A 17,390-nucleotide genomic window follows, 5' to 3' on the forward strand; every position below is an offset into this window, starting at 1 on the left:
ATACCAGATGATGTCATCTTGTCCGCCTTCCGCACTCCATGTTGCAAACTGCACATTACGAACGCTTCCCATTAATCCTGCATTTGATACTTTTAAATTATACAGAATCTCTTTTCCATCACTATTAGTGGCACTAATACTTACTTTCGGCATTGTAACTTCTTGCTGCCCTGCTACTACAAATCCCTTCAATCCATTTTCACAGGTCATGTATACATGCACTTTATAGCTTCCTACTGCATACTTATGGTTTGACATACTTACATGCGTTACATACGTTCCATCACTCTGTTTCTCTGCCGTATACCAGTTAATATCGCTTTGGTTGCCCGCACACCATACCGGCACCTGTATTATTTGAATTCCACTCTTACTCTCCGGTGTCACTACAACATCGAATGTTCCTTTTCCTTCATCATAGTTACGGATTTCCGCTGTCACTTTCGGACTGCTCACTTCAAATGTTGTTGAACCCAAAAATCTCATACTTCCATCTGTCATCGTTGCATATACATGCACATTGTATGTTCCTGCCGTCTTATGCTTTCGGATATCTGCTGTTGCTGTCCATTCTCCTGCACTATTCCGGCTTCCTCCATACCAGATGATGTCATCTTGTCCGCCTTCCGCACTCCATGTTGCAAACTGCACAGCACGAACATTTCCTAACAATCCTGTATTTGCCGCTTTCAAATTATACAAAATTTCCTTGTCATCACTATTCGTAGCACTAATTTTAACCTCTGGCATTACTACATCTTGATGTCCAGCTCCGCAAAATCCTGTCAAGCCATTTCCTGCTGTCATATATACATGTGCAGTATAGGTTCCTACTGCATACTTATGATTTGCTACACTAACATGTACTTTATATGTTCCGTCATTTTGCTTTTCTGCATAATATTCTTTTATATCACTTTGATCTGCCGCACACCATACCGGCACTTTAATTGATTTTATTCCAGACTTCGAATTTGCTTTTATAATTATATCAAATGTCCCTAAATCCTTATCATAATTGCTTATACTAGCTGATACTGTCGGGTTTTCGATTTCAAAATTTGTACTATCCAAAAATAGTTGTGTACCATCTGATAATGTTGCATATACATGCACATTATAATCCCCTGCTGTCTTGTGCTTCTGAATATTTGCTGTTGCAGTCCACTCCCCTGATGTTTTTTGGCTTCCATTATACCAAATAATATCATCCTGTCCATTTTCCACACTCCAAACAGCAAAGTTCACTGCAACTACTTCTGCAGGCATATCTGCAAATTTAGTTTTTAACAAAACTTCCATATCTTTATCATCTACAGAAGTCGCACTTATCGTTCTTGATACATCTTTTGAAACATAAAAGGTAATTTCTTTCTTTAATTCACCAGTTGCCGTATATGCCTGTACTTTATATGTTCCTCTTTCATTATTAAAATCTTTAATATCAAATGCTACTGTTGTGCTTCCTGTCGAGACACTATACTGGCGTGTTGTTCCATTTTCATTAGAGACTACTATTTTCCCATTTGTTCCAATACCACTTACTTGAATATTAGCTGTACCAACAAAATCATTTTTATTACTAACTTGCAAATTCAGAGCCGTCTTTTTTATCAACCCATATGTATTAGCAATTCCAGTTGCATCCGCAATTCCAAGTTGTTTCAAGAAACTATCCTGCTTTAATTTTGCTGCATCACTTGGATTACTAATAAAGGCATGTTCAACAATTATTCCCGGAAATCCATTCAACTTGCTGTTTCGTATTATACTTAACGAATCTGCTACTGAACCATCTGGATATTTATAATCCTTTGAATTACCTGTTGTAATTTTTCTATCAGTTAACCCCAGTGCTACTAATTCCTTTTGAATTTTTCCTGCTAATGCCTGTCCCTCATTATGAATTTCTGCATTGTAATTACTATTTGGATACCAGACTTCAGCACCGTTAGCTCCAGTTGCATCTGCCGAATTGATATGGATACTCACCAATACATCTGCGCCCCAGTTTTTTGCTAATTCTACACGTTCTGTTAAAGTTGGATACGTATCACTTTCTCGCGTCATATATACTTTCACGCCAGCATACTTTTCTAATTCTTCCCTGCAATATTTAGCAATTGAAAGTGTAAGATTCTTTTCATATAATCCGTTTGCAGTTGCTCCCGAATCTTTTCCTCCATGTCCAGGATCAATCACAACTACCAAATCTTTGTTTCTTGAAGCATTCTCTTCTATTCCACTTTGAACCGCAATACCATCAACTAATGTTTGTGTATCTACCAACGTTTCTGTTACATCCTGTGCAGCTTCTTCAACACTTGTATCTCCATCAATCGTAACAATTGATGCCTCAACTTCTGAATCAGATACATCTTCTTCACTTGATTCATATGGTTGATATCCTTCATATGTCTTATTTACTCCGAACTGGGCATCTATCCCTATAGATGCCAAATTTTCTTCCTTTTCTTCACCATTCTCATTATATTTTACTGAAACAATCTGATAAGAATTTTGTTCTGAACCTTCAAAACTTTTTTTAAAAAGAAAAGTTTCTTCTTTTTGTTCACTACACCCCCATTCTTCACTAACACCATTTTCATCACTATAAATCAAACGTACATTTAACACATTTTGTGTACCATCACCAATTGATAATACTATATTTTCCTGTGCCGGTGTTTCTAAATACGGACTTTCAACATACAGATAATTTATCTTTGCATCCGTACTTTTTTCTGTTTCTTCAGTCAAATCTTGATTTGTCTGGGCATCTGTTGATTCATCTGCCTGTTCAACATTTTCGACATCTTGACTATCCAAAGTCTCATTATCACTGATTGAATCCTTAATACTACTGACACTTGAATCTGTTGCCGCATATGTACTCTGTATTGGTACAATTCCAAGCACTAGTAAACCGCACATAAACGAAGCCAACACTTTCTTCCACTTGTTTTTCATTTTCTCCTCCTCTAGTTCTGAATTACACATACCCTATACACAAAATGTAACAAATACTTTTTCTGCAGTAGTGCAAGTTATAATTGCGCACATTACTAAAAAAAGATAATCAAATTTCCTTTTTTCAATATTGACAGTTATATACCTTCCACCTAAAACAATATATAATAATATAAGCAATGGATGATAATATCTACCTTGAACACCTTGTATTGACGTAGCCCCTATTTCATTAAAGGAGATATATAAAGCTGTCCAAATCATCGCAACCATACCCATAATCAAAACAGAAAGCCAAATTTTTTGCTTCATATTTATTTCATATACATTGTCGTATATCTGATCTGTAACTATTACCAAAACAGCCATAATTGGAATTAAATATTTATAACCACTCATTTCCAAATGCCCCATTAATAAATATGTTCCTTCTCCAATAGTATATGAACCTAATGAATCCCAAACATTTTTCAGCAATACCTTTGCGTAAACAAAAACATGACCTATAATCATTCCCATTTGGCTCGCTCCATCTGTACCTTGTACTCTTGCATCAGTTCTCGCTCCTGGATTCAATAATTGAGGTATTATAAAACTTGCCATAAGCATTATAAATAACAACGTTATACAAATTTTAAATATTCTTGCCTGCTTTTTATTTTTAAATCTTTCTTCTGGTATGGCATATCCAATCAGAGCTATTGGAGCATATATTGCTTTTGGTAATGTTCCCCATGCCAAGCAACAATACGCAATAAACATATTTTTTAATTCTATATTCTCTTTTTCTTTGTCTAACCATTCACGTAACAACAATGCTATTCCTAACGATATAAATGCCATTACAGCCGTATCATATGAATAGCAAATAGCTATAAATAAAGAAGTAGGCATTACTCCTATAAATGCCAAGCATTTTTTTCCAATTGGTATAAAATAAATTGCTAGACTCATAATTGTAATATACATTACTAATCCAGCCAATCTACCAGCTAAAAACATGTAATGAAATGGCAATCCTATTCCCCTTGCTAATTTTATACCTATCGCTTGATAAACCAACCCCGTAAAATACATTTTGTGTAATCTACCAGCAACAGGTACTGCATGATCACCATTACTATACATGTCATCCAATGTATTGTTCAATTCCACTTTTTCTTCATAAGTTTCTGGCTGATTATAAGGCCAATTATATGTTGTAACAGCCATTTGTCCCGCCGGTTGCGAAGATACCATTTCTCCTCCCGGCCACACTGATATTTCATATGCCCATTTAAAATGTGTTTCCTCGTCCCAACCAACCTTATTCGTTGGCAAAGATATTGCCATAATTATACCTGCCACACTAGCAATTAATGCAAATCCTACTTCTATTCTTATTCGGGAGGCTTTCCGAGAATCCCATGCTGTAACAAATAATATTCCAATTAATAATGTCATTAAAATTCTTAATGGATTAATCAATACATTATTTTTTATTTTTGCCGCTAATATTTGAAATTCTTCATCATCACGTTCTTTATTAATCGTTAACGTAATCCACGATACATTTTTATTAATATTAACTACCGACTTTGTTGACAACACCTGTGGATTAGCATCATTAATCTCCATTATCTCTTCTTTGCCAAATCCATTTTTATATCCAACTCTTATTTGTGTCGACATTAATTCCTTCGTACTTTTAAAATAGTATATAAATTTATCAACATATCTATCATTAAGTTCCCATTTTATAGTCCCTGTTGATTCTTCTAATTCATACCCCTCTTCTTTCTTTTCAAAGCCTTCTTTTTCTGATACCGCCTCTGTTATGATATGTTCTCCGCTCTCTTTTTTGTCCAATGTCATTACTTTTATATTACATAATATTTCGACAACTAAACATACACAAATTAAAAATATTAACCTTGGAAAAATCTTTTTTACTTTATCAGCCATATGCACTTTCCTTTTTATTTTAAAATTATTCTTCTTCCTTCTTGTATAATGCTAATTCCTGCGCTAATTCTTTTATTCTTATCGACATCCTTGACACAGCCACTGTTAATACAAAAATAATACAAAGTGAAAAACAAAATCCCACAAAAAATAACATATTTATCGGACTTACAATTCCCATAGTGTGCGCTATCCATTCTATTAACTGTGGAAAGATATCTAATATTAATACCCCAACTCCCACAATCAACCAAGATAAAGCATACCTTAATTCCAGTCCTTTTTTTCGAATCATATTTACAATTACTGTCAAAGCAACAATAATTAGTATTGCAATAATAATTTGTATTCTAATATTCATTATAAACCTACTTTCTGATTCTTTCGATTAAAATCGCCAATGTAACCTTTATCATATAATAAACAGATTTTTTTAAGGAAATTGAAGACACTCCCCCATTACGTGCTCTCATTATTACCGGAATTTCTTCAACTTTTTTCTTTTTTCTTAAAATTGCTACCACGCTTTCCGGTTCAGGATAATCTTTAGGATAGTCATATGCAAAAATTTTCATCACATCTCTGTTAACCATTCTAAGTCCTGATGTTGGATCAGTAATCGTTTTTCCTGTTAAAAGCTTAATCAAAATAGTAAAATACTTAATTCCAATCCGCCTTGTTCCCGAAGACTGAAATCCTTCTTTTTCTATGAATCGTGATCCAATGACCATATCCGCATTTTCTTGTTCTAAATAATCTGCCATTTTCACCAGAAATTCTGGATTATGTTGTCCATCTCCATCGACCTGAACAGCTATATCATATCCCTCATTGTATCCATAACGATATCCCGTTTGTACTGCTCCACCTATTCCCAAATTAATCGGAAGATTTATTATATTAAATCCATTATTTTCGCAAATCTCTTTTGTATTATCAGTCGAACAATCATTGATAACTACATAATCAAATCCTTTTGCCTTCGTTTTTATTTCATTTACTGTTTTTTCAATACTTTCACTTTCATTATACGCTGGTATAATTACCAATTTTTTCATATTGTTTACCATTACCCTTTACCTTTATTATCTATTTTTCATTCTAATTACTTCACCGAAAATTGAAACACAAAACAATATGCACAGCAATACAACTGTTGCAAAAAAGCTAAATGCAGCCCCATTTATTCCATTCAGTCGTACCAACGGACTTGATATCACAAACGCAAACAGAGCAGCTCCAGCATAACCTATTAAAATACTTCGCATTTTTCGCATAACTGTTAAAACGTAATATAATGTAAATGATACAGAATTTATTCCTCCTGCAAATAATAAAAATACTAATACTCCCTTATATTCTTTCAAATCACATCCTGAAAGAATCGACAACACCGGTATTCCTAACAACCATGCTCCTGCCATACACACAACTGTTATTCCAGTTATTCCTGCCAGTATTTTTAAAATAACGTTTTTGAATTTTTTTAATTCTTTTTTCGCATAATCTTCTGCCATTTGTGGAAGCAACGGTCTTAAAACAAAACCAGCAAACAAATTAATTACTGAGACTGGCATAAATATAATCTGATAATATGACTGATAATTGCTACTCATATTCCCATCTATTGCCATTCTCGAAGCACTCAATATATATGTCCAGCAAAATACCCCTATAAATAATGGAAAACATTTTCCCACTATTTTTTTCACTTTAACCATGTCAAAACTCAAGTGTATCGGTTCTATCATATGCATGATTTTTATGTTGCATATCCAAACACCTATCATTCCAAAGATATTCGCAATTATCAAAGAAATAATTATGTCTTTACTGCAGATCAACATGCCCACTAAAACGACAAAATATACACTTGTTCTATACGTCAATGATTTTCCCGCAATATCCAAACGACCTATTTTTTGAAATTGTGCTTCATAGACATCTGCATATCCATCTAGAAATCTCGAATAACATACTAAAATTACAATAACAGCCTTCTCATTTCCATATCCTTTAATCACTGTATACAAAATACTAATTCCAAGCATCAATATACACAACAATATTTTTGTCGTATGATATTCTTCAAACTTAAACTCATCATTTGCATCTGTGACTAAATATGTTCGCATCTCAAAATATGCTATATAAACTAACATTTGGCTAATTGTCAATGCAATCGAAAAGACACCACCTGAATCAGCTCCTATAATCTTTATAACAATCAACGACAACAACATTGACGATGCAGAATATATTCCACTTCCTATCATATTCCACAAAAAATTTTGTCTGTCAGTGGGTTGTTTTTCTATAATTCTTGTTTTTAGTACTTTATTTATCATGTTCTTTTCTCACAATATCTTCTGCTGCTTGTAACAAATTGTCGCATACTACTATCGGGGATGTTACCAATACACTTTCTTCATTTCCTATCAAATATCCCCCTACAGGTTCAACATTGCACAATGCCAAGTCTCTCATTCGATCTCCAATCGCATATGATTTTGAAAGATCAATATTATATTCCTCTACAGCTTGATAAAATAATTTCAACTTAGGTTTTCTACAGTCGCACCCTGATAAATGTGGACAATAATAAATTTTTTCGATTACTATCCCTTCTACTTTAAGTTTTTCTGTCATATATTCATGAAATTCATTCATCTGTTCTACTGAATAGTAACCTCTCGCAATTCCCGATTGATTAGTCACTATAAACAACTTAAAACCTGCTTCTTGTAACTTTTTTAATCCTTCTAATACTCCTGGAATAAATTTCAATTTATCTTTTTGATATACATAGCCATAATCAACATTAATAGTTCCATCTCGATCAAGAAAAACAGCTTTTATTTTTCCATTCATTTATTAATAAACCTCTGATATTTTCTTAATAATGTTAGTAGTCGAAAGTCCTTGTTCCAAATCAATAAATTTCATAGTTCCACCATAGGAATCAATAATTTTTCTTTCTGGCATTTCTTTGCCTTCCCAATCTTTCCCTTTCACAACAATATCTGGTTGTAATATATTCAAAATTCTCTCTGGGGTTGTATCTTCCATTACTATAACATAGTCTACACATTCTAAACCGCATAACATTTTCACACGATTTTTCTGTCCAACAATAGGTCTTTTATCACCCTTTATTTTTTTTACTGATGAATCACTATTGACAGCAACAATTAAAATATCACCATATTTTTTAGCCTGTAAAAAAGACGAAATATGTCCTGCATGGATCAGATCAAAACAACCGTTTGTGAAAACCACTTTTTTCCCTTGTTCTTTTAATCCCAATGTAATATATTTTGCTACTTGTACATCAACTTCTTTAAATTCACCGCTAGAAACAATTCCACCAATAAGTTCATTTAACGATACTGTAGACGTTCCAAATTTAGAACAAACAATAGACGCCGCAATATTTGCAATTATACAACTATCATCAATAGAATATCCAACTCCCATACATACTGCTAATGCTGAAACAACTGTGTCACCTGCCCCACTGACATCAATTACTTCTTTTTCCACGGCAGGAAAATCTTTCTTTTCATTTTTCTCTGTAATAATCGAAATTCCCTTTTCAGATCTTGTAATCATTAAATTTTTTAGTTTTATTGTTTCTCTTAATTGTTTTCCATATATACTAATTTCTTCTTCTGTTTCAATTTTTTCTCCAGTAACAACTCGTAATTCATTCAGATTTGGAGTGCATACGGTAGCATTACTATACTTTTTATAATCTTTGCCCTTCGGATCTACAATACTTATAATATTATTTTTATTCGCATATCCTATTAAAACCTGTGCAAGATCCTCACGTATAGTTCCTTTTCCATAATCTGAAATTATCAATACATCTATTTTTTTGAAAACATCTTCTATATTAGCAATTATAAACTCAACAAAAGTATCCGAAACATCCTGTATCGTTTCTTCATCATATCTTAAAAATTGTTGCTTTTTAGAAACCAGTCTCGTTTTAACAATTGTCTGAGTATTATCTTCCTGTCTCAAATAACTGGTATCTATATTTCGTCTAGACAACTCTTCTTTTAACCAGATTCCATCTATATCTGTTCCAATACAGCCAGCAACTCTGATACTTGCACCTAGCATAGCTAGATTATTCACTACATTTCCAGCCCCACCCAACTTGCTGATTTTATTTTTTACAGCCAAAACCGGAACTGGTGCTTCAGGTGATATTCTCGATACGGATCCTTCAATATATTTATCTATCATGAAATCTCCAATTACCAAAACTCTTAATTTTTTCACATTGTGCAACAATTCTACGTTCATATTTACCTCTTCTCAATCATAGTTTTAACAACATTCCATGCTTTTTCTTCTGTAATAGCTTCAATGCACGGAAATATATCTCGATTATTATATTTGCAATAATTATTACAATCATAGCATTTCATTTTTTCACATATAAGAACCGGATTCCTATACCCTTTGCTCTCATAATCATAATGAGCATATCTCGTATATGTATATCCACCACAAATAAGAGCAACTTTACATTGCTTTGCAACCGCTATATGATAAGCACTTGTATCATTAGTCAAAACCATTTCTGCTCTTCCTATCAGTTCTATAAACTCTCTTATACTTGTTTTTCCAATATAATCTATTACTTCAAGATCTGGCACTAGTTTCAAGAATTGATCTATTGTCGACTTATCGTGATTGGTACCACATACAACTAATGGCATTCCTGTTTCTTTCTGTATCTTTTTTGCTAAATATGCATATCGGCTTAACGGCCATCTTTTCACTGCCATACTTGCCGTAGGAAATATTATAAAAAATCTTTCTGGTGTTTCGAATGGCAATGTAATTTGGGAGAATTTAGCAGGGTGTGCTTCGCAAGTATTATCTCCCAGCATTCTTATAAACTCCGAATAAAACTCTATTAAATGCGCATCTTTTTCATGTAATTTAATAATTTTTGTATATATATTTTTTAACATCCACTTTGGACTTTGAACATGTGGAAGTGTGCAATCTAATACTCCTATTTTTTCTTTAGCTATAACAGCATTTGTTACAAAAACATTGGTAGTACAATTATCACAACCAACCGGGTCAATTACAATATCATACTGTTTTTCTCTTATTTTTTTTAATAAATTTCTGCGATTTTTCAGATTAACAATAGAACCTGCAAAATCAAACGGTAACACATAATCAAACAATCCTGTTTCTTCATATAATGACTTAAACGCTGTCTGGCATGCGATAGTTAATTCGTACTGTTCTTTAGGATATAGCTTTCTAAAATGGTCTGCCACCCCCAAAAACATGATCCCATCACCCAGAGCCATGTTATATACAATCAATACTTTTTTTCTATTGCTGTTGCATTTGTATTGTTCCTTTTTTGCTCTTTTTGCAGTTCCCAGTAAAAGGATTTTATCTATAAAATAGAACAACATTCTTCCTTTTTGTAAAAAGGACATTTTCCACAACATTTGATTTGCTTTTAAAAATTTTCCAGATACATTATATGAATTATTTTTCATAACACTTCTCCAAAGTTTTATTAATTATCATAAGCCTGATCAACAAATGCGCACATTATATGAATACACATACCATGAATTTCCTGTATTCTTGCTGTCACATTAGATGGAACTACAATCGAATTATCGCACATAGATTTTATTTTACCACCATCTTTTCCAAGCATTCCTACTGTATAAATTCTTTTTTTCTGCGCCGCCTTAATTGCCTCTATGATGTTCCCAGAATTTCCACTTGTAGAAATTCCAATAAACAAATCTCCCTCTGCACCAAGCCCCTCTACTTGTCTGGAAAAAATTTTATCAAATGCATAATCATTTCCAACACTTGTTAGTATAGAAGTGTCTGTTGTCAAAGCTAATGCTGGAAGAGCCTGTCTTTCTGTTGTAAATCTTCCTACAATTTCAGCCGCAAAATGTTGTGCATCTGCTGCCGACCCACCATTACCTGCTATCAAAATTTTATGACCATTTTTTAAAGTTTCTACAACTTTTTCGGATATTTGAGCTAATGTCTTTTTATTTTCTTCTTGTTCAAATTTATTTAAACACTCTTTTTCTTCATCTATTACCTGCTGTATATATTTTTCCATAATCTCTAGTTCTCCTTTTATTTATTTCCTTTTATCTTGTACAATTCCGTTACTTTCTTTTCCACAAATCCATACAATATTATTGATACTACTATGATAATTGGTATGGATATTAAAATATTTATATATGGGTTCATCTCACCACCACATATTGATATAATTGCCTGTTGAATCGGAAAACCACATAAATACATGGCATATGACCAATTTCCACTTTTCCATACTCGCTTACACATATCTTTGCAGCCGAAAGCAAAATAAATCAAACTGTAATTTAAGAATAAAACAAATCCTACTTTCAAAAATCCACAAACTGAAGCCATACCAAAGACTACTATTGAGGCTACAAATATTTTTGAATCTAATATAATCATTTCTTTATACACTTCATATAATATTCCCATATAAAAGCATATCATTGGGAAAAGAACCGTCGTTAACATTTCTATTCCTGTTTTCGAAGCAACTATACATATTCCAATACTTCCACCTGTAACAATAGGTATTGTAATCCACATTTTCTCTTTCTGAAGCAATCCTGTTTTATATAAGATCAGACATAATATATAGCAAAAAAATTCAACAGGTAACGTCCATAACGCTCCATTTATAGTAGCTGCATATACATTCTGTTCAAAAACACCCGGCAGATTATGTTGTAATAAAAAAATTGAATTCAACATATACTTATATGTCTGAGCGTTACTGAAATATTCTTTTAATGAAAATCCTGTAAATAGCGGTCCCAATACTCCAATTGATAATATAACTGTAACTATCAAAACCGGAAATATTCTAACGCATCTTCCCATCAAGAACTCTTTTACTGTAGTTTTTTTTCTAAAACTTCTGGCTATAAGAAATCCTGAATATAGGAAAAATATTGCAACAGCAAATGCGCCCATTGTAATTTGTCCACCAGAGCCTCGGTAAAACCACTCTTTTTCAAAATCCCCCGTAGACAGCACGAAAGAATGACTCATAATCACTAAAATTGCTGCTACAAATCTTAAAAAATGTAAATTATGACTCATTCCATGTGCTTTGCTTAATTTAGTACTCACCCGTTCTTTCTCCCTTAGTACTGCGATAATTTTTTATTATTTTATTTATTTTCGTATTATCTCCCCAAATTCCTGGAGAATCATATGGGCGATCTGGAAACGCCCCATATTTCAATTTAATTTTAAAGTCATGACTTTTAATAAATTCTTCAACTTTGTCTCCAAGACTCATCGGTATACCAGAGCAACAGTTAATCACACCATCTATTTCTGTTTGTAATGCAGTTAATACAATCTGCTCTGCTAATTCATCAATATCCATAAAATCATATTTATTTTTTCCGCTTGTAAATGGAAAATATTCTTGCCCATTTTCCTCAGCTTCAATCAATTTCGAAAAAATAGAATGATTTTTCAAATCATCACCAAGAATATAATACGCTCTTGTCCATTGATAAACTGCATTATATTCCTTGCATAACTCTCTCGCAGCTTCTCTTAATGCATTTTTTGCAACCCCATAATATGATAATGGATTAGTTGGTGTATCCTCTGTTACAGCGCCTTCCCAATAACCGACTTCATGCATAGATCCCATGATTACTATTTGAGGTAATCCACCAGCAAGCATATTTTTTATAAACTCATAATGTCCTGACAAATTGCCCATATGTGCATGTGATTTATGTGAAAATCCATCCTTCCAGGCCAAATGAATACATACATCTGGTTTTCCTAATTCTTCATAAATATTTTCATTTTTTTCGAAAAGATTCACACTTATTTTTTCAACTTCATCACCAAAGCAAGACATATCTAAATCTGTCACTATGACTTTCTGCTTTTTTTGCAGTAATTCATTCACAACATGTCTTCCTATATATCCGGCAGCTCCTGTTACTAACACCTTTTTCATATAAAACTCCTCATCTATATTTTATTGCTTTTCTCACTTAATGCATATACATTATTTATCATACTTGCAATCGGTTTTGGCCATAATGTAGACAAAATTTCCTGATCTTCAGCTTTTCTTATATTTTCACTCAAATTTAGTGTTGTTGCTGACTCTGCGTAAATCCTATGCAGTAACAACTTTTTAGGAACATATACAAAACTTCCATCTCGCTCTGCAAGATCAACCCAAGTTTTGTAATCACAACTATTCTTGTAAGTCGTATCAAATATTGAATCTCCTAAACGTTCTTTCACATACGTTACTGCCGGACAACAAATTGCACAGCCAAGACCTAATAATCTTTTTCGAATCCATTTTTTTTCATTTATAGAATTAAATCTTAACGGTGTATTCATAAGTCTTTTTATGTTCAAAAGAAGATTATTTTCCACTTTTTTTCCTTGTTTCAATTCACAGTAATCTGTAAAGCAAAATAACGGATTTTTTGCATTGTTCAGCGCATTCAATGATTGCTCCAAAAATTCTTTTGCGTACAAATCATCTTGATGAACAATAGTTACCAATTCTGTATTCGCCTGATTATATCCATAGTTCCAATCATCTCCTGCTAAATGAGGAGTTGGATTAACTACAATTGGTATTTTGTATTTTTCACACACACCTCTTATGTGATCATTTGGTGTTGATGTAGACAATATAATTTTGCTTTTGACAGTCTGATTCAACAATGTTTTTACGGTATTCTCCAAATATGGATTTTCTTTATATGCACATATTACAAATGTGTGATTTTCTGCTGTATACATTTCTTACACCTTTCTCTGTTTACTTTAACTAATTTATTATATTAGTTACAACAACAAAAGTCAAATTTCTTCATATTTTACTATAAATAAATTAAAGAGACCATTTATTAAGTTTTAAATATTTAATATCATTTTATCTGTTACACTTGTTCAATTATCTTATATTCTATCTTTCCACATATTTTTTCAATTATGTTATGATACAAATATGCTCCTACAAATACCACCAATAATGACATTATAAACACTAGCATTACGCTGAACTGATATCTGTTCAGTCTTTCATAAATCTTCACAAATGCCCATGAAGAAAAGCTAAATAAAATCGGAATATGTACAAGATATATTGCAAATGAGTTTTCTCCTAATACTAAGAATTTTTTCATACCTAATATTTTTTGTACGATTCTGCAATGATATATTCCCAAAACCAAGAAAGAAACTCCCAATATATGCCAGATGACATAACTTTGAAAACTAAACAAACGATAAATATTTGTTGGTACTACCCCTGTTGGATATCCACCCAAAAAGCAGCCTACAAGTATTTCCAGTCCTCCAATGATTGGCTGATACTTTAATTTTTTCTGTATTTGCAATAATATATGCAATAATTACCCCTGCAACAAATGCTAACATATAACTCTGTAATATCCAAAATACAATTCCTAATCCAGCATAAATTACCAATACATTTTTTCTTTTCTTATACCCAATCATTGAAAGAATGTATGTCAGATATGAACCCACAAAAATTTCTTTTAACATCCAAAATGCATTAGAAAATGTAGATTCTCTCACAAACCAAACAGAAATGAAAGAAGTATAAAATACATCTTTCAACGTCTTTTTTTCCGAATAATATGTTCCAAGCCACGGAGACTGTACAATTTGATTTGCCTGAACATTATAAAACATTTCGCCTTCATCATTAAATACACAATCAGTGAAATAAAAAATACAGGCAAGGAAAGTCTGAAATATCTTTTCACCATATCTTTCGGCAATCTATCCAAACCTTCCATTGAAAATATCTTATATCCTTGTACTAGTCCACTCAATACACAAAACACACAGACCCAGAATTTCCCATTTATCAGCACACTCGCAGGATTTTGACTCAGCAATACTTCCCAACCATCGTTTCCATGCTGCATTGCACCGACACCATAATAGGAGGCCGGCATGAATCCGACAAAGAAATGATGTACAAATATCATTATACTGGCAATTCACTTTAAACCATCAATCCAATAAATTCGTTTACTCTTTTCCACTTTTTCCTCTATATACTCATCTTTTAAAAACTACTATTCTCTGTCCCAAATAATTGAACACTACAAATGCTCCCATTCCAACTAGCATAGAAACATTATCGCGAACAACAGTCGCTTGTCCGGCGAGTATCCAGTTGACAAACGGTTTTGCCAATCCATATGCCAGCAAATAGCAGATTGTAATATTAACTACAAATATCCCCACCTGTCTCCAGGATTTTTTCTTATCCTGAAAGGTAAAATATTTATTTAAAAAGTAGCTCACAATACTGCCCACAACATAATTGGATACTGACGATACCCAGTAATTCAGATGGCACAGATTATATGCTACGAACATTACTGTTGTCCCCACAAGTGTGTTTATAATTCCAACTAAAATAAATTTCCAAAAAGTCAAGTCTAAATACTGTTTTATATTTTTCATCTTTTTATTGCACACTTCCTATTCCTTCTCCGAGGAAATACTGCTGTCCATCTGTGTTTACAGCATATACGTGTATATGATACTCTCCCAATACAAAATTAAAATTGGCAATGTTCACATTTGTCGAATATGTCCCATCTTCGTTCTGTGGTAACTCCACCCATTGCAAATCACTTTGATCTTCGTTGTGCCAAACCGCTGCTGTCACAGATGCAATACTGTCATCATTTGCAATATTATAAGCAATAACCGGTAACGCCGCGGTATGATAATCATACTCTCCGACTGCTATTTCACCTGTTGGCACTTTTCCTTGTCTTAATAAAAGTTCCTCGCTATTCTCATCGATATCTGCCAGCTTGTCAATCAGCTCTGATTTCTTTTTAAGCTCGGACTCTTCCATATCAATTCCATAGCGTTCTACCAGTGTCTGTGTAGAGGAAAAAAGATTCGTTCCAAGTCCCAGTCTGTCTCCTTCAATCTGAACGCCAAGCGCTCCTAATGTTGTAGGAAAATTGTCAAATGTTGTATATACTCTTCGTGACGATAATGCATCCTCTTCTGCATTGATGTATGTGGTGTACACTTTTCTTGTATAATCCTCATCTACATCTTCGCAGAAGTCACTGTCCATAGTCGGGTGATCTCCTGAAATTACAATCGTAGTATCCTCATAAAAATCCTGCTGTTGGATCCATTTTACGAATTCATCCACCTGCTTGCTGGAACATGCCATAACATTTGCATATTGATTATCCCTATATGTAGTTGGACATATCTCACACGGATATCCATCTTCAAAATGTGTATCTACTGTAAGAAGCGTCAGATTGAATGGTTCGCTGCCTGCAGCGAGATTCTGAAGTTCTTCTTTCGCATAATCAAATAACTTCTGATCCTCATATCCCCACCATACTTTGTAATCTTCCGGAATCCATCCCTGTTCGATTGCATAATTATAATCCTTGATATTATAATTCCCATGCTGAGTGAAATAGGTTCTTCTTCCACCAAATGTTGCATCAGAGCCTAATATCAATGTTTGGGAATATCCTGCGCTTTCCAGGATATCACCGATTGTAATAATCTCCGGGAAGAAATCATCCTGCGTGTCCATATCATTTCCATCAATCGAAATATTAAGTGGCAAACCAGAAGTCTGACCGAACATCGCTCCCATAGTCCAGGTTGTTCCCGGCATAGAATATCCACCATTCAGTGTCGTGTCATCTTTTCCGGAAAAATCCTCATTTTCCTGAGCCAGAGTTGTGAGCTCCGGAATTACATTTTTCTCAAATGCTCCGCCATTCTCTGTATCCGCGTAAGTTGTTTCCATAGATTCAAGGAAAATGTAAATCAAATTTCTCTTCTGCTCCGGGAAAGTAATCTCCACACTTCTTGGATCCACATAATTATCATCGATAAATGTAGATACTTCTCCCTGATTTGCCATATAGCCGCCTATGTCCAGTTTTTTCCACGCTCCATATACAGAACAAGTCTGTGCTAAAACTGAGATAACAACTGCTCCGGCAATGACTCTCCAGTATGGTTTTTCTTTCTTACGTCCAAAAACTACCAGTGCACTAATCCCAGCCATAATCAAAATGGTTGGTACCACACAGACTCTGACATACTGCCAGATCATTTCTTCATTCGTTCCTTCTAACGGTGCTGTCAGATGATAGACCAGCTCTTCCATCGAAAGATTCGTCCACGTATCAAACATCCATTTTATGCTGAAGCATATTAAAACAGCTACTGTTATGACAATAAATGAACACACCGCACCTGTGATTTTTAACCATTTTTTATCCTTTGTATTCTTTTCCATATAAAATTCTTTCTACTCCACAAACACCTGTTAAACTTCCATGATTATACCACACACCGTATTTTCCCGC

15 protein-coding genes are annotated in these 17,390 nt (G+C 33.6%); all 15 read right to left on the minus strand.

The window, feature by feature from the left end:
- On the minus strand, window positions 1-2,970 hold a 2,970-nt coding region (locus tag LI164_RS11855; protein ID WP_227087194.1), incomplete at its 3' end, for a GBS Bsp-like repeat-containing protein.
- Between the two features lie 33 nt (window positions 2,971-3,003).
- A complete protein-coding gene (locus LI164_RS11860) occupies window positions 3,004-4,914 on the minus strand; it encodes a DUF2142 domain-containing protein (RefSeq protein WP_227087195.1) in 1,911 nt (636 codons plus the stop codon).
- 25 nt (window positions 4,915-4,939) lie between these two features.
- Window positions 4,940-5,275 carry a DUF2304 domain-containing protein gene (locus LI164_RS11865; RefSeq protein ID WP_227087196.1) on the minus strand — a complete coding sequence of 112 codons (336 nt, stop codon included), beginning with the start codon at window positions 5,273-5,275 and terminating at the stop codon, window positions 4,940-4,942.
- A 7-nt stretch (window positions 5,276-5,282) separates the two neighbouring features.
- Window positions 5,283-5,972, minus strand: a complete 690-nt coding sequence (locus LI164_RS11870; RefSeq protein WP_227087197.1) for a glycosyltransferase family 2 protein — start codon at window positions 5,970-5,972, stop codon at window positions 5,283-5,285.
- Window positions 5,973-5,999: 27 nt separating this feature from the next.
- Entirely contained in the window at window positions 6,000-7,262 is a 1,263-nt protein-coding gene (locus LI164_RS11875; RefSeq protein ID WP_227087198.1) for a lipopolysaccharide biosynthesis protein, read from the minus strand.
- Window positions 7,252-7,785 (minus strand): D-glycero-beta-D-manno-heptose 1,7-bisphosphate 7-phosphatase, encoded by a 534-nt coding sequence (locus tag LI164_RS11880; protein ID WP_227087199.1) that lies wholly within the window; start codon window positions 7,783-7,785, stop codon window positions 7,252-7,254. Before LI164_RS11880 ends, LI164_RS11875 begins: the two co-directional genes overlap by 11 nt.
- Window positions 7,786-7,788: 3 nt before the next feature.
- Window positions 7,789-9,231: a D-glycero-beta-D-manno-heptose-7-phosphate kinase gene (gene rfaE1, locus LI164_RS11885; RefSeq protein ID WP_227087200.1), complete on the minus strand. Its 1,443-nt coding sequence runs from the start codon at window positions 9,229-9,231 to the stop codon at window positions 7,789-7,791.
- A 2-nt stretch (window positions 9,232-9,233) separates the two neighbouring features.
- Window positions 9,234-10,460 (minus strand): glycosyltransferase family 9 protein, encoded by a 1,227-nt coding sequence (locus LI164_RS11890; protein ID WP_227087201.1) that lies wholly within the window; start codon window positions 10,458-10,460, stop codon window positions 9,234-9,236.
- Window positions 10,461-10,480: 20 nt separating this feature from the next.
- Window positions 10,481-11,053, minus strand: coding sequence for a D-sedoheptulose 7-phosphate isomerase (gene gmhA, locus LI164_RS11895; RefSeq protein WP_227087202.1), 573 nt, complete (start codon window positions 11,051-11,053; stop codon window positions 10,481-10,483).
- A 17-nt stretch (window positions 11,054-11,070) separates the two neighbouring features.
- Window positions 11,071-12,117 carry an acyltransferase gene (locus LI164_RS11900; protein ID WP_227087203.1) on the minus strand — a complete coding sequence of 349 codons (1,047 nt, stop codon included), beginning with the start codon at window positions 12,115-12,117 and terminating at the stop codon, window positions 11,071-11,073.
- On the minus strand, window positions 12,107-12,973 hold the full coding sequence (locus LI164_RS11905; protein ID WP_227087204.1) for an NAD(P)-dependent oxidoreductase: 867 nt from the start codon (window positions 12,971-12,973) through the stop codon (window positions 12,107-12,109). The genes LI164_RS11900 and LI164_RS11905 overlap by 11 nt, the downstream gene beginning before the upstream one ends.
- A gap of 14 nt (window positions 12,974-12,987) precedes the next feature.
- The gene (locus tag LI164_RS11910; protein ID WP_227087205.1) at window positions 12,988-13,782 is read right to left on the minus strand and encodes a glycosyltransferase; all 795 of its coding nucleotides are present in this window, start codon (window positions 13,780-13,782) and stop codon (window positions 12,988-12,990) included.
- Window positions 13,783-14,259: 477 nt separating this feature from the next.
- The gene (locus tag LI164_RS11915) at window positions 14,260-14,625 is read right to left on the minus strand and encodes a hypothetical protein (protein WP_227087206.1); all 366 of its coding nucleotides are present in this window, start codon (window positions 14,623-14,625) and stop codon (window positions 14,260-14,262) included.
- 450 nt (window positions 14,626-15,075) lie between these two features.
- Window positions 15,076-15,486, minus strand: a complete 411-nt coding sequence (locus LI164_RS11920) for a GtrA family protein (protein WP_227087207.1) — start codon at window positions 15,484-15,486, stop codon at window positions 15,076-15,078.
- Window positions 15,487-15,490: 4 nt separating this feature from the next.
- Entirely contained in the window at window positions 15,491-17,320 is a 1,830-nt protein-coding gene (locus LI164_RS11925; RefSeq protein WP_227087208.1) for a GBS Bsp-like repeat-containing protein, read from the minus strand.
- Between the last annotated feature and the right edge of the window lie 70 nt (window positions 17,321-17,390).

Source organism: Dorea sp. 210702-DFI.3.125 (assembly GCF_020560945.1).
Lineage (GTDB): Bacteria > Bacillota > Clostridia > Lachnospirales > Lachnospiraceae > Dorea > Dorea formicigenerans.